Raw genomic sequence first — 24992 nt, 5'->3', positions numbered from 1 at the left:
ATATTATCCAGCATTATTGAGTCTCTCGAACTTTGTTTTTGAGACCAGGCGTCCGCGATGATACCACTCACATTTATAAATTCCGGCGGCATAAATTTTTCTCATACCATGGAGGGAGTTATTTCTCCAAGATACTTCTTCGGCAATAACTTCTTCTTCATTGTAGCGTAACTCACATCCTTCCTTGCATCCTTTTATAAAAGGAATTTCTGCAGCCTTACAACCATTTTTAAATACTGTTGTCGTTCCGTCTTGGTATCCATAACGCCATTCTTCAATAGTGTTAGGAATACCCCCTGGGAGATAAGTTAGCCGCAATCCATGAGGTTGGCCATTAACATAATGGGTGACGGTTTCGGGGTCTCGAGTGGCGTAGAATGTCGTTCTTTTTACCATAAAACCGTCGTTAAAGGCCTCTTCAGAAAGAAGAACGTTATTTGGAGAAAAGTTTGAGCGTACACCTTCTCCATTGCGAATGGTTGATGTGTATTTCCCATTGAATGAAGAATAGCTCCCTTCAATTACACGTCCCTGATAGGTGGTCTCAATAAAATAAGGATCGGTAATTGTATCATTGTTTTTACTTTCAGGCCAACGGGTAACAGTGAGAGATCCATCTTCTTGGAATACCTCTTCTTTAGAGGGTAGACCATTAGAGAAGAATGTTTTATAAGAAACAAGTCTTCCCCTATCGTAAGTTTTGATTACGGATAGAGTTGTAGAATGGGGGAATGTTAATGTGATCTCGCCATGAAGAAGACCCTGAACGTAAATTTCATAAAGGGTAGACCCATCCTTTAAAACTTTAGTGATTGTTCCATCACAACCCCGTTTTACCCAATCTTTCCCCGATACGATAATTCCGTAGTTATTTCGGAAGGTTTCCTTCATAACCGAGGAATCTTGTTTTAGAACAGACCCATAGGTAAAGCATGAGAAAGAGAGGGCGCAAATGCAAAAAAGCAGCTGTTTCATGAATAGATCATTCCTTTTGTATCGTCTATTTGCTCTTTAAGCATAGCAAGTAAACGCTCATGTTCTTCTTCTATTTCTTGACTAGATAATGTTCTTTCCTTGTCTTGGAACACAAGGCGTAGGGAAACATTTTTATTCTGAGTATCGGGGTTCTTATTTTGATATATACTGATAATGGAAACACTTTCAAGCCATTTAGAATGGAAACTTAAAAGTTTCTTGCGTAAAGAATTCGCAGGTACAGATTCATGAACTGTAAGTGTAATATCCCTGAATGAAGAAGGATAAATAGGATACGGTTTATATAGGTGTATGGCTTTCTTTTGCATAAACAAAAGAACATCCAAAGAGAGCTCAGCAAAAAATACAGAATGTTTAATTTGAGCCTTCTTACACAATTGCGGATGTAATGTTCCAAATCTCCCTAACATATTCTTGTGAAGATAGAGCTCCGCTTGTTGATAAGGATGGAAATTTAGATTATCGCTAGGAAGGAGTGTATAGGCCTGGGAAGAAATATGAAAATACTGGAATAATCGTTCCAGCCAGCCTTTTATAGAATAAAACGATAAAGGACGCTCATGAGATATCCAAGATAAGCCTTCAGCTTGTCCAGATAGGATAATTCCTAAACTCTGTGTTTCTTGATATTTGGAATCTTTCTTTGAGTACGTAGTCCCTAGCTCAAAAGCATGTACGTACGGTGCTTGTCTATTTAAATTCGTTGCGGTACTTTTCAATAATCCAGGAAGTAGAGAATCGCGTAATACAGTAGCTTGTTTGGATCCCTGTAACGAAATGTAATCGGCTTCTTGCCTATTTAATGCCGCTGTTTCTGCATCTAAAAGGTCACAGGTGAAAAATTGCTGCAACCCGGAGTTGGCTAAGAAATCTACCACTTCTCGTTTCAAAGAGTACATAGGAGTGTAAACAGCTGGAGCTTTTCTACTCTCTATTTTCCATGGTTGTGTTCTGTAAATTTCTTCAACAAGATCTACTTCTTCATGAATATCATGACGATAGGAGGGGACATGTACTAATAAACTGCCGGTTTCTTGAGGAGTAACAGTAAATCCTAGAGAAACAAGCTTTTCCTCGACTTGAGAATCACTTAACGAGATCCCGAGGAGCCTTTTTATCATATCTGTACGTAATGTCAGAGATGGAGATTGAGGAGCGGCACCCAAAACACGGATCGGTGATATCTTAGCATTAGGGAACAACTTTTTAACGTAGTGAATAGCTGCATACAATGAAGGAAGAACGTTGTTGGGATCGATACCTCTTGTGAAACGGTACGCAGCCTCAGAATGTAGAGGAATGTGAGTTTGTGAAGCACGTATGGCTTGGGGAGAAAAATACGCAGCTTCTAAGACAATATCAGTTGTCGTTTCGATGAAAGAAGAATCTAAACTCCCCATAACACCCGCTAAACCTACTGTATGGTTTTTATCACAAATGATAGGTATTCCTTCAGAGATAACGACTTCTGTGTTATTTAAAAGTTTTACAGTGTGTTTTTCCTGTGATTTTTGAGCTCTTAGGGAATCGAAATCCACAGATTGGGCATCATAGACATGTAAGGGTTGGCCTAAAGACAACATGATGTAGTTGGTGATGTCTACGATGGAATTTATAGATTTTTGTTTAAGTTCGCCGAGAGCGTTTTGTAGCTCTTGGGGAGAGGTTTCTGAAGATACTCCAGAAATTTTTACACAGCAAAAGATGGGGCAAAGATTTTGATCATGCTCAGGATTTTCTTCTGCATTAGTTTCTAGAGGAGCAAGTGAGAATTCTTTCGGAAGAACAAGCTCCACATTTGTTACATGGGTAATTTCTCTGGCTAGGCCTAGAAGGGAGGCGCAGTGACCTAGATTAGGAGTTAGGGAGCATTCAATCAAAGTATCGGCAAGGATGGTGCAGGCGCTTTCTCCCAAAGGGGTGTTTAAAGGAAACTCAAAGAGTCCTCGGTCCGAAGTTTGCAAATGCGGGAATCCTAATTCATCGGCGCCACAGCACATGCCTTGGGATTCTACACCACGAATTTTGGATTTTTTTATTGTGAAAGCTTTGCCCTCACTATCATGAAGTTTTGCTCCTGGAAGAGCTAGAGGAACTATGATACCAGGACGGCAATTAGGAGCACCACAGACTATCTGGTATTCTTTTTGTCCATCAAAGAGAGTGGCGATTACGAGTTTATCCGCATTAGGATGGGGAAGGGTTGTTAACACCTTTGCTGTGACGATGGAGGAGAAAGAACAGGTAAGAAGTGTTTCTATCTCAGTTTCAATCCCTATACGATCGCAAGCTTCTATAATTTGTTTTATAGGCAAGGGTGAAGAAAAAAATCTTTGTAATGAGGATAAAGAAACTCGCATGGATATTAAAGATGAGACGTTTTTATGACAGATTTTACGGGGAGGGGTGTATAGTGGCAAGTATTTTAATGTTCAGAGAGAAACTCCGCTATAGAAGGTAGATTTAATGGCTGTGCAAAAAACAACACGTTGGTTATGGCAGGCATTAATTTTAAGTGCAGTATTAAATATTGTTTTTTTACTTCTGTTTTACTCAACAATCTTTAGAAAAGATATTTATAAACTGCGTTTGTTTTCAGGCCCCTTGGTAGCAAAGAGCTGCCGGGTACAGAGAATCCCCGAAGATTTTTTAGATCAGTTATCAGAAGCTTCTCTTGAAGAGTTATATCGTTTATTAGACGAGGATCATTTGCTTTATGGGTATCCGTTAAAATTATGGGCGTTAAGTGTGGCTATTCACACTTATGATGTGGATGTGGGAGGGGCGTTATCTCATCCTCTGACATTTACACAATTGCGTAGTCGTGGGAAAACGTGGTTACTCCCAAATGTTGACGAGAGGGAGTATAGTTTAATACGTCGCTACTTAACTTATGAGCGCTATCCTTTTACCTCTCGAGGTTTGTTTGTTTCTATTTCTAAACATTTAGAACAGGGGATTGTTGACGAAGATTGTCTTTATCACTTTTGTCATACGCCAGAATTTCTCTATTTGCGAACATTACTTTGTGGTGCTGATGAGCAGGTATCCTCTGTGGCGTCGTTAGCAAAAATGGTCATATGTAATGGGAAAGGGGTCTTTTTTTCTTTATGTAACGAGCATAACCGCGCTACAAATATTTCTGATAGGCAACGCCAAAAAGTATTGTCTACTTATATGAGTTTAGGAGAGCCTTTAGCAGCTTTATTGTTACTTGTTCACGATGAAGATTGGGTTATTCATGAATTCACTGATGAGGCTTTGAAGACGTTTATTAGCTTGCTTCCTAAAGAATCTCCTTATAGTCAGAATTTTATTTCTCGAGTTAGTTCGTCGCCACGTTCTTATTCTGTTAGTGAAGAGAATACAATAGAAACTCTTGCTTCTGATGCTCAAAAAGCTGTTGAAGAGGAGTATATTGTAAAAGATGGAGATTCCTTATGGCTAATAGCGCGGCGTTTTGGGGTAACAGTTGAAGAAATTATGCTTGTGAATCACATGAGTCATCATCGTTTGTTGCCGGGGAAATGTCTAAAGATTCCTCCAAAGTCGTCATAGGAACTAGATCAACTCCACCTGGATGCCAGGGGCCACATTTCCCAATTCTTTTTATGGTGAATCCCAGTCCTTTAATGCACCCGTGATGTTTTAAGGCTTGCAGAGCATACTGTGAGCATGTCGGGAAAAATCTGCAAGGGCTTCCTAGTAAAGGGGAAATAGTCCATCTATAGATGTGAATAAGCCCAAGGAAGAAGAACTTAGGGAGGTTTTTTAAAAGCGATTTAAATGACATTGAAAACGTCTTTGAGTAGGGCTACAGAAACTTCTAACATAATAAGCCAGATAATAGTCCATTCTAGGGATGAAGAGTGCTGGTGGTTGAGCTGATCGTTTAAGATTTCCAATACATCTCCAAGGATTGTTAACCTGTGATTGAGAACATTGATTCTCGCGTTAATATCCAGGCAGTTGAGTACGTCAATGTAAATAGGTTGTGTTTCCGGATGTTCCCAGAAAAAGTCTGGCTCATCAAGAATATCAGAATGGAGGTTAACAGAGGCTTTATCCAAAAATAATTTGCCAATTTTTTTTGCGATAGCCCTCCTTGGCATGGAGATTTTCCCTTTTGTTGCCAGATCTTGAGGAAGACGCTTGGAATCTTCAATAGTTTTATAAATGGTGGCTTCAAATATAGTGAGCTTTACTGATTGGGCGAGACCAAAAGATATCGCTAATTTTGTATTTAATTGAGAATCAGAGAGAATAAGTCTGTCTCTGCGTATTTGAAGTTTTTCTCCGTAATGAAAATTGTAACAGTCTATTTCTGGTTGGGGAAGAATTTCCGGAGAAGCTGTAACAATAGATTGAAGAACCTTGATTTCCTCAAATTCTTCCCAACCCCAAAAAACAGCAACTCCAAAAGGGAAAAACACAGCAATCTTGTCATATTCATCAGGATTTTCCGAAGAGACTAGCACATATTCCCTAGATAGCACTGTGGGGAAACGTGTCTTAAGTAAGTGAAAGAGCACGTGTAAATTATACGACGAAGCTGTGCAATGAGCGGTACAACGCATGATTCCTAAAAATTATTGTTAAATCTCTCTCTAATGTACTTCATTTTTCCTCTGTCGGAAACATTTTTTTTCTTGAGGTAAAGGGGATTTCCTCGCTAAGCTAGTTTTCTTGCGGAAGTGGCGGAATTGGTATACGCGCTATCTTGAGGTGGTAGTGGAGCTTTCCTTAGGGGTTCGAGTCCCCTCTTTCGCAATGGAAGTTGCGAATAGATCCTCTTCTTCTTGATTTCTTTATCTCGAATTTTCATAGTGAGCATAGTTGCAAGATTGGGGTGTAAACCTTGCGGTTTCTTTCTATTTTTCTTTTTATCTTTTCTCCTCTAATCTCATTAAACTTCCCTACGTTTTCTGAGCATTATATTTCCGAGGACGAAAAGTTTCATGTGGACCGGTTTAATTTTTCCGGAAAGTTTCTTGATATGGAAACTATGGAAATTCACGCACAGCGTAAAAAGCGTGTGCATTTCGATGCGTCTGGGGTTTTCCCAAAATTAGAATCTATTGTTTATAACGGATCGTTTGGCTTTTTAAGAGCAAAATTAACAGGATGGTATCCTGAGCTGACTTCGTTAGTGATTGCTTGTTCATCATGCAAAATGGATTTAGATTTCCGAGGGAAGTGGGAGAAAAATACTTCGATTTCCGTGAGTAACGAATCTGCACCCCTTACGTTAACTTTCCCGAAAGATGTGGGCGTAATTGTTCATACCAAGGTCTCCACAAAAGGGAAGGTTATTGTAGAGGGAAATTTTGAAAAACAAGGTCGTGGTATTTGGAAGAAAACATATCACAACTCTTTGGTGGGTATAGCGCCAATTACCCTAGTCTTTGACGTGCACAGTGGCTCTGGTGGAACCATCACTTTGCAGTAATTTCTTATCCTCATGGATAGTGCTTTCAAACATGTGGATAATTTTTTCCGAAAATCCTAAGGGAAAATCCGATAAATGTAGCAGATCTTGAAATCTCTTGGCATGTACAAGTGCTTGGAGAATTTGTTCTTCCTCGTTTTCTATACTCACTGCGGATTCAGGCCCGTGTTCTAGGCAAAATTTCATTCCTTTATGACGATAACACTGTTGCGTAGGGATATGTTGTTTACAGGTGGCGCACGTGGAGGAGAGATCAAGGATCCCTTCATATTGTAAGAGTTTGAGTAAGAAAGTCGCTGAAAACATTTCGGGATTTTTACTTTCGGGTAGGCGGTGGAGGAAGTTTAAAAATAAAGAAAACAGTTTTTGAGAAGGTTTTTCTTGCCACTGCGATTCTAAAATACTCTGTCCCATTTTCCCTGCAGCTTGAAGTAGAGGGAATGACGATTTTATTTCTGAAAAGGGATTGTTTACTTCAGCGGAGATCAGCTTGCGCATTTTAGGGGGAGAGTAGTCTAGACTGTAAATTCCCAGAGATAAGGGGATAAGGGCTTCTCGAAAATCACAGTGTAGGGTTTGGCCATGCTTGGCGAAAAATGAAAGCAGACCTAAGGGAGAAAATATTGTAGTTACACAGTGGTTTTTCCCCAGAGGAAGATTTTTTAATGCAATTGCAGGGGTTAGGGTGTGCATGTGTTTAGTTTACAGGTTGTGCGGAGTTGAGAGTTAGGTAATAGGAGAGGAGCTGGGAGTAACTGGGCAATCCCGGGTAAAAATCTAGGGTTTGCGTTTTTGGATTTAGGAATCCTGTTTGTTGTTTTTGATAACACACAACGGAAAGACACGGTGCCCCAATAATATAATTATAACTTAGTAATTGATTGAAGGTTTGTTGGTTAATCACCCGTGCTTTGCATTCAATGAGCAGAAGAGGTTTGGGATTGCCTAAGTTATACGTTTTTCCTTCTAAATTCGTGTATGTTGTTGGGGTGATCACTAGGAGATCGGTACGCCGTCGGGGAGGACGAATATTCTTGCGTGTAAGAAGAGGAAATAGGGTTTTGAGCCCTTTTTCCACAATAATCAAAGAGGGGGGGTAGAGTAGCTCTTCAATCAGAAACGTGATAAGTTCTTGGCGTACTTTTTCTTCCGGTGTGGAAGCCAAGATCTTATCCCGTATCGGATCGAAGACTTTAAACGAATCTGTTATAGGCGTCTGCTCACTAGAAGATGTGGAATCCTGGGGAGATAATAGGTTCGATGAGGACATAATTGTCGTCGTTTTGTTTGTGGATTAGCTGAATTTTATGCTCTTTTTCATTTAGGAAAACTAGAACTTTATCTCGAGAGGCTTCGAATTTCTTAATAGCTTCGTCTTCGGAGAGAACAGGAAGAGGTATTTTTTTCTTAAACAGCAACTTTTTTGCAGATCCAGGGATAAAACCGTATTGTTTTAGAGAGTCCCAAGCATCCATAGTTTCTATAGGTAGCAGATCGTCATAAAGATGGGAAGACTCTTGAAGTTCAATGATATGTTCTTCTTTTTTAGATAGTCCCAGATCATGTTTCTTCTTGTCCTGGCGGATTTTCTGATGCTTGTTTGCTAATGTGCGGATTTTTTTAAAGGCTGAAATTACCGCGCTATAGGCATTGGTGTGATGAGTTTTCGCTTGAAATATCTCTTTCCCCTTCGTAGCGGTAAGATGTACCTCAGTCCCCTCCCGCTTATCTTTGTGCGATGTCAACACTACGTGTGTAGAGTCTACTGCAGATAGTTGAGCATTCTTTTCCATGATCAACTGGCGTAGCGGTTGGGAAATATGAAAGGATTTCCCCGTGATTTCTAGGTTAGGGACTTTAGGACTTGGAATTTTTTTCTGTTTAGACGATCGACGTTGTGGGCTGTGCATGCCGTCTCCTTATGGTAGAAAGATTTGTACAACATATGGAGATGAAAAAATCAGAAAAAGAAAAAGAGATTCTCCTATTCGTTATTATAGGAGGGAAGATCTTTATTCTAAAAAGTTTTTAACGCACCGAAGAGGGCTCGAACCTCTAACCACCTGGTCCGAAGCCAGGTACTCTATCCGATTGAGCTATCGGTGCCTAGGACATCCTTCTCCCGCGAGATTGGAGACCTTGGAGGATGGATAGCTTAGCAGAAGATTTTCTGAAACTCAAGAAAAACTCCCTGGTATTGAGTTTATCCATACTTAGCATAGGGCAAGCATGGTGTCTGTAAGATGTGTGGGGCTTTCTAAGATCACTACCCTCTCTAATACGTTTGAGAGCTCGCGGATGTTCCCCGGCCAGGAGTAATCCAGCAGCGCGGCTTTGGCACTTGCCGAAAGTGTTTTTATCGGCCTGTTGTTTAATCTACAAAACTTTTCTAAGAAGTATTGAGAGAGGGGAAGAATATCTTCCTTCCTCTCTCTTAAAGGAGGAAGATAGAGAGGGATAACATTAAGACGGTAGAATAAATCTTGACGGAAGATTTTCTGACTCACAGCTTCTTTGAGATCGCGGTTTGATGTGGCCAGAATGCGTACATCTACCGACAGAGTTTTAGTGCCTCCTAGATGTTCGAACTCTTTCTCTTGAATTGCTCTGAGTAGCTTGGCTTGAAGGTGTATAGGAACCTCGGTAATTTCATCTAGTAAAAGAGTCCCCGTGTGAGCAAGTTCAAAACGCCCGGCTTTTTTCGCTGTTGCTCCTGTAAAGGCTCCTTTTTCATGACCGAAAAACTCAGACTCCAATAGGGTTTCCGGGATGGCAGCGCAGTTTACCTTGATGTAAGGCTGGGAAGCCCTGGGGGAATTCCTATGAATGAAAAAGGAAAGAACTTCTTTCCCGCACCCAGATTCTCCATGAATAAAGATGTTTGCCGCGCTGTCAGCAGCTTTTCTTGCTTTAGACAGTAAATCCTTCATTGCGGGGCTTTCTGCGATTAGAGGGTGGGATTCTGAAGAAATTTGCGATTTTAGTAAAAGGTTCTCATTGACCAAATTTTGTAGTTCTTCGGCTTTGGCAATGAAGGCAAAAAGAGCTTCTGAGGAGAAGGGTTTAGTCAGATAGTTAAAAGCTCCGTGATACATTGCTTTTACGGCATTCTCTATGGTCCCGTAGGCGGTGATCACTAGGACCGGAGTCAGAGGAGAGTGTTCCCTAGCTGCTTTGATAATGTCGATCCCAGTTCCATCAGGCATGTTCATATCCGAGATAATCAGATCGTATTTTTCAGTCTTGATCTTGTGGCAGCCTATCTTAACATTGTCGGCCGTAAACGGAGAGAATCCTCGAGACAAAAGAAGTTCAGAAAGAAAATCTCTAAGTAGGGGCTCATCGTCCACGATCAGAACTTTTTCTATGGTCATTGGGCTGTAATTAGTTTTTTAAGTTAAGATTTCTTATTACTAAATGTTATTAATCTGTGTAAATAGGATTTAATTAGTCTTAATTTTCTTTCAATTCTTTCGGAATTTGGTGTTTTTGTTTGATTTATAGTCGCTTAAGGTTGTAAAATCTTTCGATTTAATTTTATTTTAGGGCCTTTATAGCATGGCTGCATCTTCAACATCAAATGCTGTGGTTTCTTCATCGAATCCAGAAACTGTACGTTCTCGTTTGTCTCTATTTTCGGATTTAACTCCCTTAGAGAGGGGCGAAATTTCTTCCTCGTGGAAGGAAAAATGTCAATTAGCCTCCTGTGTAGGACTATTGTGTTTATCTCTGCTTGCTATTTGTGCTGGGATTTTAGTTTTGACTTTGCTTCCCGGAACTCCCGCTCTCCTTGGTGTAGCCTTTATCGCTCTTGGTAGCGTTTTACTAGTAACGAGTGCGTTACTATACTGTTCGACACGGCCTAGTAAAAAAGTGCCTATACAACAGGTTAATATCCAAGATTTGCAAACCCAACTTCACTGTTTACTAGCAAGTACGGATGCGCGTGGTTTAGCAGAACAAGGTTTTGATCCTAATGGCGACCCACGATTAATAATTCAAGAACGAGAGAAGCTTTTAGCGACATTCGATAGGGATTTACGTAAGAAGGAAGTTCATTTATACCGTCTTTTAAGTTCTGATACAGAAAATCGACATGAGGCGTTGTCTGATTTATCAGAATTTCGTGAAATGCAGGAACATATTAGTGAGGAGCTTGAGCTTTTATATCGTTGTTACAATCAGCACCTGACAGGAGCTCTTGGAGGGGTGCATCGGGATGAGCGAGTGCTTGCTCTGTATCAGGAGAGAGATTTGCAGATTCAGGAACTTTCTGGTATCGGGATTGAAAAATCAAATCAAGAAGAAAATATTGTAAGACTGCAGTCTGTTTTAAATACTCTTACTCAACGGATTCGGGGGATAGAACATCAACTTTCTGATGATACAAGCAGAGGATTGCAAGACGAGGACTCGGTCACAACTCTTCAGCCTCTGTTGCAAGAGCAAAATACTTTATTAGCTAAGCTTGCTCAAGCCTATAATACGATAATTACTTTGTCTATACGGGAAGAAAGCCTAACGCGCAGTCGTATGAGTGTGGAGAAGGAAATTCAAGGCATTCTTGAATCTGCATCCGAACAGGTGACGTTTAACCGCGAATACAAGGAAAAATATCTACGTTCTGCAGGAACCATAAATCAACTAACAAATAATTTGCGTGAAAAAGAAGCAACTCTTTTATCTCTCATTACGGAAATCGAAGCCCTGAGTGAAGAAGTGGCCAGATTACGGGATCATCATCCCAACGGAATATATTCTCAAGAGGATATAGATGGATTCCATAAAACTATAGCTTCTAGGGACTTATCTATAGATCAACTCCAAGAACAGCTGGTAAGATACCGAAATCTTATTGAAGAGGCTGCTGTTGTGAACAGACGTATTTCCCAGTGGAACCAGGAGAAAGAACGTCAAAACCTGCAGCTTTCCGCTTTAGAACAAAGAGAACAGATTTTAACTACGAAAATCCAGGCTTTACAAGTTGAGCTTGATAAATGTAGTCGCGAAGAACAGCATTTGCGAAAGGAAAATAATCATTTAAAAGATTTAGTTTCACAAAGTGAAAGCGGTACTGATTCAACTACACAAATAGAAGCTTTTCAAAGGGAAATTCGTGCAATAACAAGTGAGTTGAATGCTGTGGTTCAGGAGAAGGCAGATCTTTCTGAGGCTTGCTCGGTTACCCATTCACAATTGACAGAATCTCAATTGCGCTACAATAAACTCAAAGAAGAGATTTTAGCTAAAGACGAAGAAGTTGATCGGCTTAAGATAGAAATTGAGAGATTACGTCGTGAAGTCGAGATGTATAAAGAGGACATGGGCAAACTACAAAGTTCTCTAGTAGGCGAGACTGATTTAAAAAGCTCTATGGATATCTTGAGAAGAGAGATTGAGAGACAGGAACAAGAAATACTTCGTCTTAACTCTTGTGTTGTAGAAGCTTCTGTTCAAAACCATAAGAATGTAGGTCTGCTACAACAAAGCACAGAGGAAAAAGAGAAGCTGCTTCTAGAGATCCAGGATTTGCGAGCACGTTATGCTCAAGAAAAAGCGAATTTAGAAGCGCAAGTGGCTCAACTCCAACAAACTCTGCAAGATCGCCATTTAGAGCATACAGAAGAGGTCTCTCGGGTGCAGGCAGAGAAACTGCAGTTAGAGAATTTACTTCGAGATGCCCAGAAAATGGCTGGACATGGTAATGAGGGAGCGATGCAGATGCTGGTTTCGCAATTGATATCTTTATCTTCAACTATCAAGCAAAGGAAAAAAAGTGCAATACAGCATCTAGAGTTCGCAGAAATGCTTGCTTTCTGTGCTCCAAGGTTCTTTGGATATATAGGAGCCGACATATCTTGTAACAGATTGCGTCCTGGTGTGTTCTTAGAAGCGGAACTCCCTGAAGATGCTACTGAAACTCAAAAACAAGAGGTTGTCCAACAGCGCTGCCTACGTGAATGGCTTTTGGCTTTGCTAGGATCTTTCTCTCTGGAGCAGATCGAGACTTTGTCTAAAAAAGCTGAACAATTAATCCAAGCATCTCAAGGACAGTTAAGACCTGGGGGAGTATTTGATGCGTTAGCAGACGAGTTCCCAGACCTTCGCGTTTCGTCTGGCATGCTGAATGCGTGGTTGACAAACTGCTACGGTTATGTGACCCAGCTTGAGTGTTTTAATGATTATATCCGCTGGTCTGATTTCCTAGTGCTTCTGTTGCAGAAAATGCACAGAGGAACCGGGGGAATGTTAGAAAATCTCTCTGAGGAAGAAGAGAAATTCTTCAAAGTAATATCTAACTTCTCTGGAAAGCTTCCTTTAGTTTTAGGAAGTATCGGCCACGGTGCTGGAACAACTCCAGGATCAGCAAATCCTCTAGGAGATTGCAATTTTGCAAATTTAGGCAATATTACCTGGGGTAGGTTGGAGAGAATAGTTGAGGGGCTCTTGGTTGCAAGAAGCAACCTCAGTGGTCCGGCTATCTTAGAAATGAGTGATATTTGTGAGAGCGTAGTAAGGACAACCACCCAGGTTTATACAGGAGGGTGGACCCAAAAGTATCAAGCCGGTTCATGGATACCTCCAAAAGATATTTAAATCTCTAGTTTAGGATTAGGGAAGTTTTAAAGTGAAGGTGACTTTCGCATTAGCATTGTCTACGCGAATGTCACCTCCATGCAAACGCATAATTTTTAAAGCTTCTGCCAGGCCCAAGCCATTCCCCTGAGCTTTTGTTGTAAAAAACGGGATGAACAGTTTGTCAAAAACGTCTTGAGACAGTTGTCCGGGATTGGTTACTGAGATATCTCCCGATGTATGCAGCGTTAGTGTCATAGGGGATTCTGTCGCTTCTGCAGCATTTTTTACAAGATTCCACACCACACTATTCATTCTATCAGGATCTATAGACCGTACTATAGATGCTGTGGTTTCACGTTCAAATTTGCAAAAGGGGAATGTAATCGATAATAGGGGAATTAGTGATGAGAAAAATTCTTGCAAGTCTACAGCTTTTAAATTTAACGGTTGAGATTTCGTGTACTCTAACATGGATGAAACTAGTGTATTGAGAGAGCGTGTTCCATCAATGATCGAGGATAGCATACGTTGATGACGTGAAGAGGGGAGTTCTTCCTTTAATAGAGATGCAAATCCGGCAATTCCGCTTAGGGGATTGCGAATTTCATGAGCTAGAGTAGCTGTCATTTTCCCTAGTTCGGCGATATTTTTGTAACGTTCTATAGCGTTTTCTAGCTGTTTGTACTCCGAGCGATCTCGAATGAGTAAGAACAGGTACCCGTTTAATGCGTTTCTTCTGACAAATATCTCTGCATCTCGCTCTTGGTCGTTTTTCGATAAGGTTAAACGCAGTGTTTTCGGAGAAGGTAGAGATTTCAGAGCTTCATTTATAGAAAATCCAAAGAAGGTTTCGGGGAAAAAATCTGTGAAGGGCTTATGCAGCATTTCTAATCCTTCAGGAATGCCCAAGATTTCGCGTGCTTGTGAATTGCAAATAAGGACATTGCCCATTTCTGAAAGCAGAATAATCCCGTCGGGAATTGCTGTAAGAATGGTATCCGCTTCTTTATACGATTGCGTGATGCGAGATTTTATCTCTATTAGTTCCTGAGTCGAAGAACATGACTTACAATCGTTGCTTCTCATAAATCCCTAACTCTTTTTTTCTTTGCAGATAGTTGAGTTTGTCTGTATCAAGAATTTTCGTAATGATTTCTCGAATTTCTGAGAGTTCTTCTTGAATATCTTGAGGCAGTACAGAAGTAAAGCAATGCCGAAATTCTTTTATCTGGTTATCAACTTTGTCTATACAAGATAGGAGAGTTTTTTTCTGCCGTAATACTTTTTCAAGTTCTACAGGAGTTAGAGAAGGCTCTGTTTCTGTGAGATCAAGAATGGCTAAGAAAAAGCCTTTCTTTTTTTTAAGGAGAAGTAAGAGAGCTTGTTCTTTCATAGGAAGCAACGGGTTCGGCATGTAGCTTTTCTTAAAAAAAACTACTAACGAATTTATTGGCAACCTGAAAAAAAGCTCGTAAAGAAAACTTATGCCGGCGATTGGACTCGAACCAACACCTTATTGCTAAGAGTAGATTTTGAGTCTACCGCGTCTACCATTCCGCCACGCCGGCACAAAGTGCACCTACACTGTAAGTGTTCTTTTCTAATATGCGCAAGGGAAATCTTTTAAGATAGGGAAGATAGAGGAACAACTATAGGCTGAGCTTTCTCTATGTCATACAACATTTCTATAGATAAGTAGGTTCCCCCATCCTTTTTTACTAGGGTAAGGAGGAATTCTTCGTTGCGCAGAGTCGTTTCTCCCATAATGAAGACCGTGGAACATGGGTAGGCGGATTTCTTTTTATAAAGAGAACTTAATCTTGAGCAAAGAATTTGTATAGAGGGTTCTTCCTCAGTAAATAAAATAGCCGCATCTCCAGAGAGATGCTTTGTTGATAGTAATTGTCCAGAGGCTTTTAGAAAACGAAAGTGCTTATGACAACAAAATCCTTCAACTATAGAAAGAGGGCAAAGATTATGCAATAAGCGTGTGATATCGATGATTCTTGGGTGTATGGAAAAATGTTTACACAAGCTGTGGTTTAATCCGTCACAATCATACAGAGTTCCCATTTCTGTTTCCCTAGACATTAAGGATCCTCGGCAATGAAAAGAATATGCGGTGATTACCGAATTCTTAGGTGTTGGCCAGGGATAAACAGGCGGTGGGATCTCTTTTATTTCTGGGTAAATAATGACAGAATGTCCTTGTTGCGAGGTGATTCTTCCTGCGCGTATATGTCTGCTAGGTTCTGCTGTTGTTGAACAAGCGCAAAGCAGAGGGACTAAAAATAATCCAAAACTTATCTTAATAAGAATCCTAAGCACGGATTAGAATCTCTCATAATGTTTTTTAAGGGAAATGTAGCACAACTTCTAAACTTATTTAACTATGTTTTAGATGTACTATATTCAATTAGTGAAAAAGCTTACAGGGCGGCAGTTAGGATAACTATGAATATCAATGATTATCAGGTTTTCTTTTTTGATTTAGACGGTTTGGTTCTTGATACCGAACCCCTATACTATCGGGCATTTTTAGAAGCGTGTAGGGAGAATTCCTTAGATGTAACTATGGACTTCTCCACCTATTATTTATTTTCCATGTTGGGTAGAGAGGTTTTTAAACAGAAATTTTTGAATCTTTATCCTAATACGGAGTCCTTCTTCCCACAATGTTTTCATGATCGCGAACGCATCTATAAAAAGTTAATACAGACCGAGGTTCCCTCTCTGCTTCCTGGTGTTGAAGATTTCCTTGGGTTGATACTTGCTGAAAATAAAACCTTAGGTGTGGTGACAAATTCTTCAGAAGAGCTTACCCAACATTTTCGTAAGACTATTCCTGTTTTGAATCTGTTTCAATTTTGGGTGACCCGTGAAGATTATGCACGTCCCAAACCCTATTCTGATAGTTATCAATACGCTTACCAAGCTTTTGTTCAAGAAGGAGAGAAGGTTATTGGTTTTGAAGATAGTGTAAAAGGTTTGCGCGCTCTTTCAGGAATTCCCGCAACGTTAGTTGCTGTAAATTCGACTTTGCCATTGTCTCACAATAGCCATGAAGATTTTTATGAAAAAGACTTTCACTATTTTTCTTCTTTTAAAGAGTTAATGTCGCACTCTGGAGTACAAAACCAGTTGTAGGGTTTAGGATAACATACGTGGTGCAAAGACAACGCGTGGCTAGGAGCCGCTGGCGGTCCCTTCCTGCGACTTTTCTGTGCTAGGATTTCTTGGATATATTCAGGAGGGTATTTCTCTTTGCTAATGTCTAAAAGAGATCCTACGATATTTCTTACCATTTTATACAAAAACCCGTTGCCTTTGCATATGATGGTGACTATTTCCTCATTATCTATAATGTCTAATTTGAATAAAGTTCTCTCTGTCGAGGTATAATCACGTCCATGATTGGCAAAAGAGGCAAAATCATGTGTGCCTAATAGATACTTTGCCCCTTTTTGCATAAGGTCTATTTTTATAGAGTGTCGTGGGTAATAGGCAAAATACCGTTGCCAAGGAAGAGGTTTAGGAGACCTTGTTAGCGAGTAACGGTATTCCTTAGCAATAGCTGAGAAGCGAGCGTGGAAGTTTACATCGCTAAGCACAACATCGCGGATAACAATATCCTTAGGTAAAATGGCATTGAGCATTTTTTTTATGCTCTGAGGTTGAGAAAATAACGGATGGTCGGGTTGTGAAAAATGCGCTACCTGACCATAAGCATGAACTCCAGAGTCGGTACGGCCTGAAGAGGAAACAACAATAGGCTTCCCTAAAACTCTTGCTAAGGCGCTTTCTATAACTTCTTGAATGGAGAGGTCGTTAGGTTGTCTTTGCCAACCGGCATAGGCAGTCCCCTGATAAGCTAAGAGTAAAACAACTCGTTTCATAGCAGAGCATGAGCGATGGTTAAATCTTCAGGATAAGTAATTTTTATTTGTGGATGTTTATTAGATACTAAAGATACAGGAATGCCTAGAAGCTCCGCTGCTTGGGTATCATCAACAAGAGTGATCTGTTCTCTATCGGCTAGCTCAAGACCTTCCAAAAGGATCTCTGTCTTGATGCATTGAGGTGTATGAACAATAGATAAAGAATCGCGATCTAGTGTTTTTACGGGATTGCGTTGTTTTATAGTGTAGGGGACATTAGATACGAGTGTTGCTGCCCCTGTTTGTTGTGCAATAACAATAAGTTCAGAAACTTCATCAGGATAGATAAAAGGTCGTACACCGTCGTGTACTAAGACCCAAGGATTGGTAACGTGGTGTAATCCCGAAAAAACAGAATCCTGACGACGCATTCCAGCTGGAGCAAATTTTACAGAATAACCTTCAAAAATATGCTCATAGCTAGCATCACACACTACAATGATTTCATTGATTTCAGGAATGAGCAGAGCTGAGTTTAAAGCATGTAAGATAAGAGGCTGACCTTGAAAAGGTAAGTATTGTTTAGGTTGATTTGCTCCGAAGCGCTCTCCTTTTCCCCCACTAAGCAAGATCAAAGAACATTTAGGATTCATATACACACCGAACACAACAAATTTCTGGGGGAGAACAAAAACGCAATCTTTTCAATCCCCCCAGCCCACGATTCACATACAATTGTCTTTTCCCACCAGAAAAGAAGAAATGACCCCGCGCTAGTTCCGGGTTTTCTAAGCCAGAAATTTTATTCATAATTTTATTGGCAAACTTTGGCCAAGGAATAGAAATTTGTGGGCCATGCGTATGACCAGAAAATACCATATCCCCTGGGTAATCCTCTAGCTGATGCACAGTATCTGGATTGTGAGAAAGAATAATGCCTGGCAAGGAAGGATTATAGTTAATAAACGCTTTTTCAGGATCAAATTGTTTAGCGAAAAGATCACCTAAACCCACAATATTTAACATATCAGGGATTTGATGACTTTCGTTATGCAGCAGGCGAACTGGTGTGTTTCTTAATATTTGTAAAAGTTCTTTATTGGGTTCTTGTTTTTCAAGATTTTCATCATATTCATAATGCCTAGGGCCAAATAGTCCTTGAGTGATGGAAACAAACGCTCGTTTTAATGGTTGGCTGCTTTTCATGGAAATCACACTGATTTTCCCTTGGATATTGCGAGAAATATATGATTGGTAGTCGTGATTTCCGAGAATGGCAAATGTCCCTAAAGGAGCATGTAAAGTATTTAAAAAAACTTCCAATTGAGAACGGTTCTCTATTTGTGCTCGGCAAAGAAAATCACCGGAAAATAAAAGGATATCAGGAGAAAACTTTGAGATTTTTGAAGAAACTTTTTTAAGAAATTTCTTGGGAACACCCTTGTGAAAGTGTAGGTCAGAGATTTGGGCTATGCGTAATCCATGAAGATGCGCATACTTCTTAGGCAGCTTCCATGTTAATAAAGATGTTCGCACCCAGTTCGGCTCTATAAAGTTTGCCCACGAAAAGGCGACAAGAGGAACTGCAGTAGCTAAAGATAGAGAAGCAATAACCACAAAAACACTATAAATACATTTTCTCCTCGCCCTTGAGGACGAGGATCTTGAAAAAGAGCCAACTCTTAATTTTATTTTACGATATGGGAGGAGAGAGCTTTTGTCATTTGAAACATATCGATAGGGTTCTTGGAACCAAAGACTTTAGCTAGGGCATCGTCAGGGAGAATATTTCTTTTATTCTTAGGGTCTTGTAGATTATGTTTTTTTATATGTTCCCATACTTTTTTTACAATTTCGGTGCGGGGCATGGGCCCTTTGCCAACGATAGCTTCTAAATCAGCAGAAACATTGACGGGGTTCATAAAAGCAGAGTTTTTGTTTTTTTGACTCATTCGGTTACTCCTAGTAAAGGTGGTACGAAGAGACACAAGCTCTTCATCGCAACTTTTTTATCTTTCGAGAAGGTTTCTCGTCAAAACAAAAAAACAGAATTCGCTCCTCAATAACTCTTTGTTAAGGTTTTAGGGGCAGTCTCGAGAAGAGCTCGGAGAAGAAACATGATAGAGATCCCCAGAGGGATTAAGCAAAATCGGACTCGTTGACTTTATTGGTTTTGCTTTTCTAGAATTCTAATATTAAGTCTTTTTAAGAGAGGCGTATGCACGAAAATTTAGACAAACGGTTAGAGAGCCTGATTACAGGCTTGGCTTTAGCCGGGAGGTCTCTTTGACCTTGAAGGTAAGCAACAAGAGTTAGCAACCTTAGAAGAACAGGCCTCGCAAGAGGACTTCTGGCAAGACGTTGCCAATGCAGGAAAAATTTCCGAACGCATCGCATCATTAAAACGACAAGTTTCTGATTATCAAAACTTTAAAAGTAAGGTCGATAACCTGACCTTTTTTTTAAATGATAGTGAAGCTTCTTCAGACCCCGAATTTCGTGAAGATTTAGAAAAGGAATTTTCTATTTGTGAGAACATTCTTTCCGAGTGGGAAATTCAACGTCTGCTTTCTGGAGAAGTAGATAAAAATTCCTGTTTTCTAACGATTAATGCTGGTGCTGGAGGCACAGAATCTTGCGATTGGGTAGAAATGCTTTTCAGGATGTATTGTCGCTGGGCGTCCGAACACCGATGGAAAGTAGAGGTTATAGATCGGCAAGACGGTGACGTTGCTGGGATTAAACATGTTACAGTGAAGTTTTCCGGGGACTATGCTTACGGCTATGCTAAGGCAGAGCGGGGAGTCCATAGGCTTGTGCGCATCTCTCCATTCAATAGCAACGCGAAACGTCATACGAGCTTTGCTTCTGTGGACGTGTATCCTGAGATTGACGATGAGATAGAGATAGATATCCAGCCCAATGATTTGCGGATAGATACGTTTCGTTCATCAGGAGCTGGTGGACAACATGTCAATGTAACCGATTCTGCAGTGAGAATTACGCATATTCCCACCGGAATCACAGTGTCCTGTCAAAATGAACGTAGTCAGCTGCAGAATCGTGAAAGTTGTATGAAGATGTTGCGAGCAAGAATGTATCAACAGATTCTTCAAGAACGGTTAGAAAAGCAGCTTCTTGAAAGGAAAAATAAAAAAGAAATTGCTTGGGGTTCACAAATTCGTAATTATGTTTTTCAGCCTTATACCTTAGTCAAGGATGTGCGTACAGGATATGAGACTGGCAATGTTCAGGCTATGATGGACGGAGAATTACTAGATGATTTCGTCAAGGCGTATTTAGCAGAGTATGGAGAGGTCTCATGACAGAGAGTAGAGATACAGGAGTCCCAGGATTGGAAATACGTTACACACTACCCAGTGATGGTGTGTATATGCAGAAGTGGTTGAACGATCCTAAGATACTTCGAGGATTCCCATTAAAGACCGAAGCGGAAATTCGTGACAGTGTAAATTTTTGGGTAGGCTTTTACCGTTATCACAGTAGTTTAACAGCTGTATATGAAGGAGAAGTTGCTGGTGTGGCAACTCTGATTTTAAACCCCTATATTAAGGTATCGCATCATTCTTTAATTTCTATTATCGTTGGTGAGCCTTATCGAAATAAAGGTATTGGAACGGCATTGTTAAATAACCTTTGCCACTTGGCCAAAAGTCGTTTTCATTTGGAGATTCTTTATTTAGAGGTATACGAAGAAAATCCTGCTATAGAGTTGTACAAGCGTTTTGGATTTATTGAAGTAGGGAGACAAAGGCGTTTTTATAAAGATGAGATAGGGTATCTTGCTAAGATTACTATGGAAAAAGACCTTTAGGTAATTTTTCTAGAACCTATTTGTATTCCTTGAGTGCTATGTCATTTCAGAAAATTCGCAAAATCCTTAAAAAATTTTCTAGGTCGCTTCTTGTCTCTAAAGCTACGTCTACGCAGCTAACGGAGAGATATAGCACTCTCCCAAGAAGATCCGCTCTTCTTATCGATTATACTCCTGGGAAAGTATACGACTTAGAAAAGATATACCAAGACTTAAACTTAAGGCTATTTGAAGGTTCTTTGAATCTGAAGATCGGATGGTTTGGTCGAGAACGATCGGGGAAAGCCTGTAGGGTTGTCCTAGGGTCCTATCATGAAGAAGAACAGGCAATACGCATACACCGATCTTTAGATCGTGAAGATATTCCGTTATTTTTTATGGAATATCTTATTTATCATGAAATGGTCCATAGCGTGGTTCCTCGTGAATATTCTCCCTCGGGAAGAACAATTTTTCACGGGAAGAAATTTAAGGAGTGCGAGAGGCGTTTCCCTTTATACGAAAGTGCTGTAGCGTGGGAAAAGGCTAACATTTACGTTTTGTTGCAAGGATATAAATCAAGGTTAGGTAAGAGACATGGCAGGACATAGTAAGTGGGCAAATACAAAATATCGGAAAGAACGAGCAGATCATAAAAGGGGAAAAATCTTTTCCCGAACGATAAAAGAACTCATATCTGCTGTGAAAATGGGAGGTCCTGATCCCAAAACAAACGCGCGTTTGCGAGTGATTATACAAAAGGCGAAAGATCAAAATATCCCTAGTGAAAATATTGAAAGAAACCTCAAGAAAGCTTCTTCAGCAGATCAGAAAAATTTCGAAGATGTGACTTATGAGCTTTATGGTTATGGGGGAGTGGGGATTATTGTCGAAGCCATGACAGATAATAAAAATCGTACTGCTTCCGATATGCGCATAGCTGTTAACAAACGTGGAGGTTCTCTTGTTGAACCCGGAAGCGTTCTTTATAATTTTTCTCGCAAAGGAGCTTGCTATGTTCCTAAGAACTCTATAGATGAAGCGGCATTGCTATCTCACGTTATCGAAGTAGGAGCCGAGGATCTCGATAATGATGACGAAGAGCATTTCGTTGTTTTATGCGACCCTGTAGATCTTTCTTCCGTGAAGGAACAGTTAGTTGCCTTGGGAGTGACTTGTACTGAGGAAAAACTGATTTATGTTCCTTTACGCGTCGTAGATTGTGACGAAAAAGACGGCGAGGCAAACCTTGCTTTGATTGAGTGGTTGGAGAAGATTGACGATGTCGATGAGGTTTATCACAACATGGCCTAAGGCTTTTTTATAATAATAAAAAAGCCTTAGAAGGTTTTATTTAGGAAGAGAGGAACTCCGTTGAGGCGGCGGCGGGGCTCCAGTAGCTCGGTAGATCATTTTTGATAGCTGTGCTGTTGTTTGTTTTGCTGCATCGAATAGCTTCTGCCCTTGGGTAGGAGTATCCGCACTGTTAAGAGCTTCTTGTAATCTTCTACCTTTCTCAAATAACAGAAGTTTTTGGGTAACATTGCTTAATGTTTGTGTAACATTTGCTGCCGCTTGGGGAATTCCTGACGGAGATTCTCCTGTTAGGGTCGTTGCTGTTTGTCTAGACCCTGCAACGGGCATAGATGTTGCTGTCCCTTGCGTAATAGCAGGAGAGGTTACTGTTTGTCCCACGGGAGGGGTAGCAGCCTGTAATAGATTAGATAAACTGTCCGCAACATTTCCGGCAGCTGCATAAAGATCTGGAGCAGCGTTAGAAGAGATTGTTTCTGCTGTCTGTGGTTGTTGAAGAGTCTCTGTGGAGGGCAATTGTTGTATGGTAGGGCTTGAAGCTATTACGGTAGCCTGCATAGGGGCAGGACCAACGATACCTCCTGAACCTGTACGTTCTTGGAAAGCTTTGATAAGCCGTCCTACATTGGTATTCTGAGGAGTGATTAGATTCCCTTGTTGATCGAACGAATTGTCTAGGTGAGCTCTTAATTTTTGTAATAAATGCTCTAATTCTCCAGGGCCTTCGCCAGATGACGCTCCCATTAAACGACTCGCTCGTGATCCAGGTTCGGTTCTTGAGTTGCCAACGATATTCCCATTCTCATCGAGATTTACACGTTGTGCAAAGAATGTCCCTTCGCCTCCTTGAGCTCCCTGTGTTGTGGTGTCTTCATCACCACCGATATCCACGCGTCTGGCTGTAAATACTCCCTCGGGTTGTGTAGGTTTTGGAGTGTTTCCTGATTGAACATCCCTGATGACGTCACCAAGATTCTGATTTGCAGAGATAGCCTCTCCACCGCCTCCTGCAGGATAGACAACGTCTAAGTGTTGTCGGACATGACTTAAGATATTTCCTAATTCACTTCCTTCATCATTGTCTAGGCCTCCTCCTCCTTGAACACTAGTTCCACCATCAGCCTGGTGTTTATTCAATAATATTGTGGGTTGGTATGTTCCGTTTTCAGAAGTTCTGATTACAGTACCCAAGTCCTGGTTGCCTTCGTGGTGTGCTCCATTTTGATCATAGACGGTATCTAAATGCTGACGGGCATTGGCTAGTATATCTTTTAAAGTATCTACGGGCATTCCTGAAATATTGACACCACCTTGAGCAGCTGCTGGAGGTGCGGCTGGAGGTGGAGGTGCTTCTTGAGGTGCGGCTGGTGGCCCAGGAGGTAGGGGGTCTAAGCTAGGCTCACCCTCACCTTCACTTTCGAAGAATAATTCGTCTTCGTGTTTGAGGCTTGTGGTGCTTAGAGAGTCTACCTCATCAAAGTCGTATACTTCTTGCTGGTCTTCACCAGGAGTACCCACTTCATCGAATTCTGAAGTATCCGTACTCTGATCATGAGAAACCCTGCCACCAGAAGTGTCTGTAGGCTGCGAAGATGTTGAGCTAACAGTAGTAGTTGTTGTTCCCCCAGTAACATTTACATTGGTACTGATGCCTCCAAGGTTAACATTGATCACAGGTGGAGTGTATGGACCAGTCTGAGGTTGTGTAGCAGATGCCGTTTCTCTTGAGAAGGCCGTACTTTCTTCCGGTTTTTGGAAATTGTTCCAGTTGATTCCTTTCAAACCTCCAACGTCGCCCCATATAGGTCCAGAGTCACATTTGGTTCCTCGACGCCATACGGAGGGCGTATAATTTCCACTAGATTCTTTAGAATTCCACGGACCATAGAGCACAGTCGTTTTAAACTTCATGCTCATAAGCAGGTGATTGTAAGTTCCTTGTTCTCCTGTTTGTCCTGCGATACGTGGTTGAATGTTATTTTCCCAATCCGCGTGCATAGATTCGAAACCTACGCAGAACTTTGCAATACACATTTCTAAATCTTTAATATCTGTAATGGGTTCTTTGGTTTTCCCATTAGTTACAGCTATGGACTCTGCTGTGTTCCAATCGCCATTTCTTACGAAAATAAAACTTCCTCTAGCCTCATCCATAAACACAATATGACCCGCCTTGGTCTGTAACTTGGCTTGTACAGAGGGAGTGGACAAGAATTTGATAATGGAAGCTTTATTTGTCGGATCGTATTTAGGCAGAGCCATGCTTGGCAGACCGCCGGGACCATCGGGTCGTGCAGCGCCTTCAGTAGCTTCTGAACCACGAAGACCGGCAAGGTCTCCTAAATCTACGTCAGAAGAGGCTTCTTGAGTTCCTCCTGTAGCCCCGCCGGCTCCTTGTAATGATGAAGAGCTTGATGTGTCAGAAATGCTACTATCACTGCTCGATGTACTTTCTGTTCTTCCTCTTCCTATTCCTAGAATACGAGATCCCACTAGATTGGCAGCTGTTGCTGTTGCAGCAGCTCCTCCCGTAGATGGGGTTGTTGAAGAGACGTTTCTTTCAGTTGTAAAGATCACTGCTCCTGGATCTGCTTCTGCCTGGGATACAGCCTGATCTGCTGCTGTGCTCACAGTTTGCGCAGTTGTTTCTACATTCCCAGTCCCTGTGGTAGATACAACGTGTCCGCCAAAAGATGTAGATGTTGTTACTACAGGAGTTGTGGAAGTCGTTGTTGTGACATTCGTTGTAACTGGATTATTAATTGGAAAAGTCATGATTTAACAACTAAATAAAAACACTTTTAATTTAATTAGATTGTAAAACAAATTATTTATTAATATCTCGATTTTTATTTGATTAGTGTTTTATGTTTTTGTTTTTAAAAGTTTTTAATTGCTGTGGTTAAAAGACCTTTGTTTAAAAAAATGAAAAGTTTGCGTGGAAAATAACGCTAAGGAGAGT

24 protein-coding genes and 3 tRNA genes are annotated in these 24992 nt (G+C 40.8%); 9 read left to right on the top strand and 18 right to left on the bottom strand.

Going from position 1 to position 24992, the window contains the following annotated elements:
- Nucleotides 1-3: 3 nt before the first annotated feature.
- Nucleotides 4-975 (bottom strand): toxin-antitoxin system YwqK family antitoxin, encoded by a 972-nt coding sequence (locus CF_RS04315; protein WP_011458408.1) that lies wholly within the window; start codon nt 973-975, stop codon nt 4-6.
- On the bottom strand, nt 972-3356 hold the full coding sequence (gene pheT / locus CF_RS04310) for a phenylalanine--tRNA ligase subunit beta (RefSeq protein WP_011458407.1): 2385 nt from the start codon (nt 3354-3356) through the stop codon (nt 972-974). The genes CF_RS04315 and pheT overlap by 4 nt, the downstream gene beginning before the upstream one ends.
- 106 nt (nt 3357-3462) lie before the next feature.
- On the opposite strand from pheT, the gene CF_RS04305 reads away from it, so the two are divergent.
- Nucleotides 3463-4554, top strand: coding sequence for a LysM peptidoglycan-binding domain-containing protein (locus tag CF_RS04305; protein ID WP_011458406.1), 1092 nt, complete (start codon nt 3463-3465; stop codon nt 4552-4554).
- Here CF_RS04305 and yidD read toward each other — a convergent pair.
- A complete protein-coding gene (gene yidD, locus CF_RS05220) occupies nt 4478-4789 on the bottom strand; it encodes a membrane protein insertion efficiency factor YidD (RefSeq protein ID WP_011458405.1) in 312 nt (103 codons plus the stop codon). The two genes, CF_RS04305 and yidD, sit on opposite strands and share 77 nt — an antisense overlap.
- Nucleotides 4779-5573, bottom strand: coding sequence for an RMD1 family protein (locus CF_RS04300; protein ID WP_011458404.1), 795 nt, complete (start codon nt 5571-5573; stop codon nt 4779-4781). The genes yidD and CF_RS04300 overlap by 11 nt, the downstream gene beginning before the upstream one ends.
- 111 nt (nt 5574-5684) lie before the next feature.
- On the opposite strand from CF_RS04300, the gene CF_RS04295 reads away from it, so the two are divergent.
- Both CF_RS04295 and CF_RS04290 read left to right on the top strand, forming a co-directional pair.
- A tRNA-Leu gene (locus CF_RS04295) sits at nt 5685-5766 on the top strand.
- An 88-nt stretch (nt 5767-5854) separates the two neighbouring features.
- A complete protein-coding gene (locus CF_RS04290) occupies nt 5855-6445 on the top strand; it encodes a hypothetical protein (protein ID WP_041468024.1) in 591 nt (196 codons plus the stop codon).
- Here the strand turns inward: CF_RS04290 and recO are convergent.
- The 5 genes from recO to CF_RS04265 all read right to left on the bottom strand — a co-directional run bounded on the left by recO (nt 6395) and on the right by CF_RS04265 (nt 9819).
- Entirely contained in the window at nt 6395-7138 is a 744-nt protein-coding gene (gene recO / locus CF_RS04285) for a DNA repair protein RecO (RefSeq protein ID WP_011458402.1), read from the bottom strand. The genes CF_RS04290 and recO overlap by 51 nt on opposite strands.
- A 4-nt stretch (nt 7139-7142) precedes the next feature.
- Nucleotides 7143-7715, bottom strand: coding sequence for a type I restriction enzyme HsdR N-terminal domain-containing protein (locus CF_RS04280; protein WP_011458401.1), 573 nt, complete (start codon nt 7713-7715; stop codon nt 7143-7145).
- Nucleotides 7669-8355, bottom strand: a complete 687-nt coding sequence (locus tag CF_RS04275; RefSeq protein WP_011458400.1) for an HPF/RaiA family ribosome-associated protein — start codon at nt 8353-8355, stop codon at nt 7669-7671. Before CF_RS04275 ends, CF_RS04280 begins: the two co-directional genes overlap by 47 nt.
- A 122-nt stretch (nt 8356-8477) precedes the next feature.
- Nucleotides 8478-8551: transfer RNA gene (locus CF_RS04270), tRNA-Arg, on the bottom strand.
- 107 nt (nt 8552-8658) lie between these two features.
- Complete coding sequence (locus tag CF_RS04265) at nt 8659-9819, bottom strand: sigma-54-dependent transcriptional regulator (RefSeq protein WP_011458399.1); 1161 nt, start codon at nt 9817-9819, stop codon at nt 8659-8661.
- A gap of 184 nt (nt 9820-10003) precedes the next feature.
- On the opposite strand from CF_RS04265, the gene CF_RS04260 reads away from it, so the two are divergent.
- Nucleotides 10004-13042, top strand: coding sequence for a membrane protein (locus tag CF_RS04260; protein ID WP_011458398.1), 3039 nt, complete (start codon nt 10004-10006; stop codon nt 13040-13042).
- A gap of 15 nt (nt 13043-13057) precedes the next feature.
- Here the strand turns inward: CF_RS04260 and CF_RS04255 are convergent, their stop codons facing one another.
- The 4 genes from CF_RS04255 to CF_RS04240 all read right to left on the bottom strand — a co-directional run bounded on the left by CF_RS04255 (nt 13058) and on the right by CF_RS04240 (nt 15352).
- Entirely contained in the window at nt 13058-14110 is a 1053-nt protein-coding gene (locus tag CF_RS04255; RefSeq protein ID WP_011458397.1) for a two-component system sensor histidine kinase NtrB, read from the bottom strand.
- On the bottom strand, nt 14091-14417 hold the full coding sequence (locus tag CF_RS04250; RefSeq protein ID WP_148174346.1) for a hypothetical protein: 327 nt from the start codon (nt 14415-14417) through the stop codon (nt 14091-14093). The genes CF_RS04255 and CF_RS04250 overlap by 20 nt, the downstream gene beginning before the upstream one ends.
- 92 nt (nt 14418-14509) lie before the next feature.
- Nucleotides 14510-14592: transfer RNA gene (locus tag CF_RS04245), tRNA-Leu, on the bottom strand.
- Nucleotides 14593-14647: 55 nt separating this feature from the next.
- Nucleotides 14648-15352: a hypothetical protein gene (locus CF_RS04240; protein WP_011458395.1), complete on the bottom strand. Its 705-nt coding sequence runs from the start codon at nt 15350-15352 to the stop codon at nt 14648-14650.
- A 126-nt stretch (nt 15353-15478) separates the two neighbouring features.
- Here CF_RS04240 and CF_RS04235 point away from each other — a divergent pair, with 126 nt between their 5' ends.
- On the top strand, nt 15479-16171 hold the full coding sequence (locus CF_RS04235; protein WP_041468109.1) for an HAD family hydrolase: 693 nt from the start codon (nt 15479-15481) through the stop codon (nt 16169-16171).
- Here CF_RS04235 and truA read toward each other — a convergent pair.
- The 4 genes from truA to CF_RS04215 all read right to left on the bottom strand — a co-directional run bounded on the left by truA (nt 16114) and on the right by CF_RS04215 (nt 18854).
- Nucleotides 16114-16920 carry a tRNA pseudouridine(38-40) synthase TruA gene (gene truA, locus CF_RS04230; RefSeq protein WP_011458393.1) on the bottom strand — a complete coding sequence of 269 codons (807 nt, stop codon included), beginning with the start codon at nt 16918-16920 and terminating at the stop codon, nt 16114-16116. The two genes, CF_RS04235 and truA, sit on opposite strands and share 58 nt — an antisense overlap.
- A complete protein-coding gene (gene ispD, locus CF_RS04225) occupies nt 16917-17555 on the bottom strand; it encodes a 2-C-methyl-D-erythritol 4-phosphate cytidylyltransferase (protein ID WP_011458392.1) in 639 nt (212 codons plus the stop codon). The genes truA and ispD overlap by 4 nt, the downstream gene beginning before the upstream one ends.
- Nucleotides 17545-18519, bottom strand: coding sequence for a UDP-2,3-diacylglucosamine diphosphatase LpxG (lpxG, locus tag CF_RS04220; RefSeq protein WP_011458391.1), 975 nt, complete (start codon nt 18517-18519; stop codon nt 17545-17547). The genes ispD and lpxG overlap by 11 nt, the downstream gene beginning before the upstream one ends.
- Nucleotides 18520-18590: 71 nt before the next feature.
- Nucleotides 18591-18854, bottom strand: a complete 264-nt coding sequence (locus CF_RS04215; protein WP_011458390.1) for an SWIB/MDM2 domain-containing protein — start codon at nt 18852-18854, stop codon at nt 18591-18593.
- A 266-nt stretch (nt 18855-19120) separates the two neighbouring features.
- On the opposite strand from CF_RS04215, the gene prfB reads away from it, so the two are divergent.
- The 4 genes from prfB to CF_RS04195 all read left to right on the top strand — a co-directional run bounded on the left by prfB (nt 19121) and on the right by CF_RS04195 (nt 22030).
- A protein-coding gene (gene prfB, locus CF_RS04210) for a peptide chain release factor 2 (RefSeq protein WP_162465264.1) occupies nt 19121-20228 on the top strand; the annotation gives its coding sequence in 2 pieces (ribosomal slippage) (nt 19121-19189 and nt 19191-20228; 1107 coding nt in all).
- Complete coding sequence (locus CF_RS04205; RefSeq protein WP_011458387.1) at nt 20225-20737, top strand: GNAT family N-acetyltransferase; 513 nt, start codon at nt 20225-20227, stop codon at nt 20735-20737. Before prfB ends, CF_RS04205 begins: the two co-directional genes overlap by 4 nt.
- A gap of 38 nt (nt 20738-20775) precedes the next feature.
- On the top strand, nt 20776-21327 hold the full coding sequence (locus CF_RS04200; protein ID WP_011458386.1) for a hypothetical protein: 552 nt from the start codon (nt 20776-20778) through the stop codon (nt 21325-21327).
- Nucleotides 21314-22030: a YebC/PmpR family DNA-binding transcriptional regulator gene (locus tag CF_RS04195; protein WP_011458385.1), complete on the top strand. Its 717-nt coding sequence runs from the start codon at nt 21314-21316 to the stop codon at nt 22028-22030. Before CF_RS04200 ends, CF_RS04195 begins: the two co-directional genes overlap by 14 nt.
- 36 nt (nt 22031-22066) lie before the next feature.
- On the opposite strand, the gene tarP is transcribed toward CF_RS04195, so the two are convergent.
- Entirely contained in the window at nt 22067-24805 is a 2739-nt protein-coding gene (gene tarP, locus CF_RS04190) for a type III secretion system actin-recruiting effector Tarp (RefSeq protein WP_011458384.1), read from the bottom strand.
- Between the last annotated feature and the right edge of the window lie 187 nt (nt 24806-24992).

Origin of the sequence: Chlamydia felis Fe/C-56 (genome assembly GCF_000009945.1) — a bacterium.
GTDB classification, from domain to species: Bacteria; Chlamydiota; Chlamydiia; order Chlamydiales; family Chlamydiaceae; genus Chlamydia; species Chlamydia felis.
This window is presented reverse-complemented; position numbering and strand designations above follow the sequence as displayed.

Coding starts and splice junctions, on each gene's coding strand:
- CF_RS04250 (WP_148174346.1), bottom strand. CDS start 14,417: ATGAAAGAACAAGCTCTCTTACTTCTCCTTAAAAAAAAGAAAGGCTTT.
- CF_RS04275 (WP_011458400.1), bottom strand. CDS start 8,355: ATGCACAGCCCACAACGTCGATCGTCTAAACAGAAAAAAATTCCAAGT.
- ispD (WP_011458392.1), bottom strand. CDS start 17,555: ATGAATCCTAAATGTTCTTTGATCTTGCTTAGTGGGGGAAAAGGAGAG.
- CF_RS04305 (WP_011458406.1), top strand. CDS start 3,463: ATGGCTGTGCAAAAAACAACACGTTGGTTATGGCAGGCATTAATTTTA.
- yidD (WP_011458405.1), bottom strand. CDS start 4,789: ATGTCATTTAAATCGCTTTTAAAAAACCTCCCTAAGTTCTTCTTCCTT.
- CF_RS04195 (WP_011458385.1), top strand. CDS start 21,314: ATGGCAGGACATAGTAAGTGGGCAAATACAAAATATCGGAAAGAACGA.
- CF_RS04265 (WP_011458399.1), bottom strand. CDS start 9,819: ATGACCATAGAAAAAGTTCTGATCGTGGACGATGAGCCCCTACTTAGA.
- CF_RS04260 (WP_011458398.1), top strand. CDS start 10,004: ATGGCTGCATCTTCAACATCAAATGCTGTGGTTTCTTCATCGAATCCA.
- pheT (WP_011458407.1), bottom strand. CDS start 3,356: ATGCGAGTTTCTTTATCCTCATTACAAAGATTTTTTTCTTCACCCTTG.
- CF_RS04200 (WP_011458386.1), top strand. CDS start 20,776: ATGTCATTTCAGAAAATTCGCAAAATCCTTAAAAAATTTTCTAGGTCG.
- CF_RS04215 (WP_011458390.1), bottom strand. CDS start 18,854: ATGAGTCAAAAAAACAAAAACTCTGCTTTTATGAACCCCGTCAATGTT.
- CF_RS04315 (WP_011458408.1), bottom strand. CDS start 975: ATGAAACAGCTGCTTTTTTGCATTTGCGCCCTCTCTTTCTCATGCTTT.
- truA (WP_011458393.1), bottom strand. CDS start 16,920: ATGAAACGAGTTGTTTTACTCTTAGCTTATCAGGGGACTGCCTATGCC.
- CF_RS04255 (WP_011458397.1), bottom strand. CDS start 14,110: ATGAGAAGCAACGATTGTAAGTCATGTTCTTCGACTCAGGAACTAATA.
- CF_RS04205 (WP_011458387.1), top strand. CDS start 20,225: ATGACAGAGAGTAGAGATACAGGAGTCCCAGGATTGGAAATACGTTAC.
- CF_RS04300 (WP_011458404.1), bottom strand. CDS start 5,573: ATGCGTTGTACCGCTCATTGCACAGCTTCGTCGTATAATTTACACGTG.
- CF_RS04235 (WP_041468109.1), top strand. CDS start 15,479: ATGAATATCAATGATTATCAGGTTTTCTTTTTTGATTTAGACGGTTTG.
- tarP (WP_011458384.1), bottom strand. CDS start 24,805: ATGACTTTTCCAATTAATAATCCAGTTACAACGAATGTCACAACAACG.
- recO (WP_011458402.1), bottom strand. CDS start 7,138: ATGCACACCCTAACCCCTGCAATTGCATTAAAAAATCTTCCTCTGGGG.
- CF_RS04280 (WP_011458401.1), bottom strand. CDS start 7,715: ATGTCCTCATCGAACCTATTATCTCCCCAGGATTCCACATCTTCTAGT.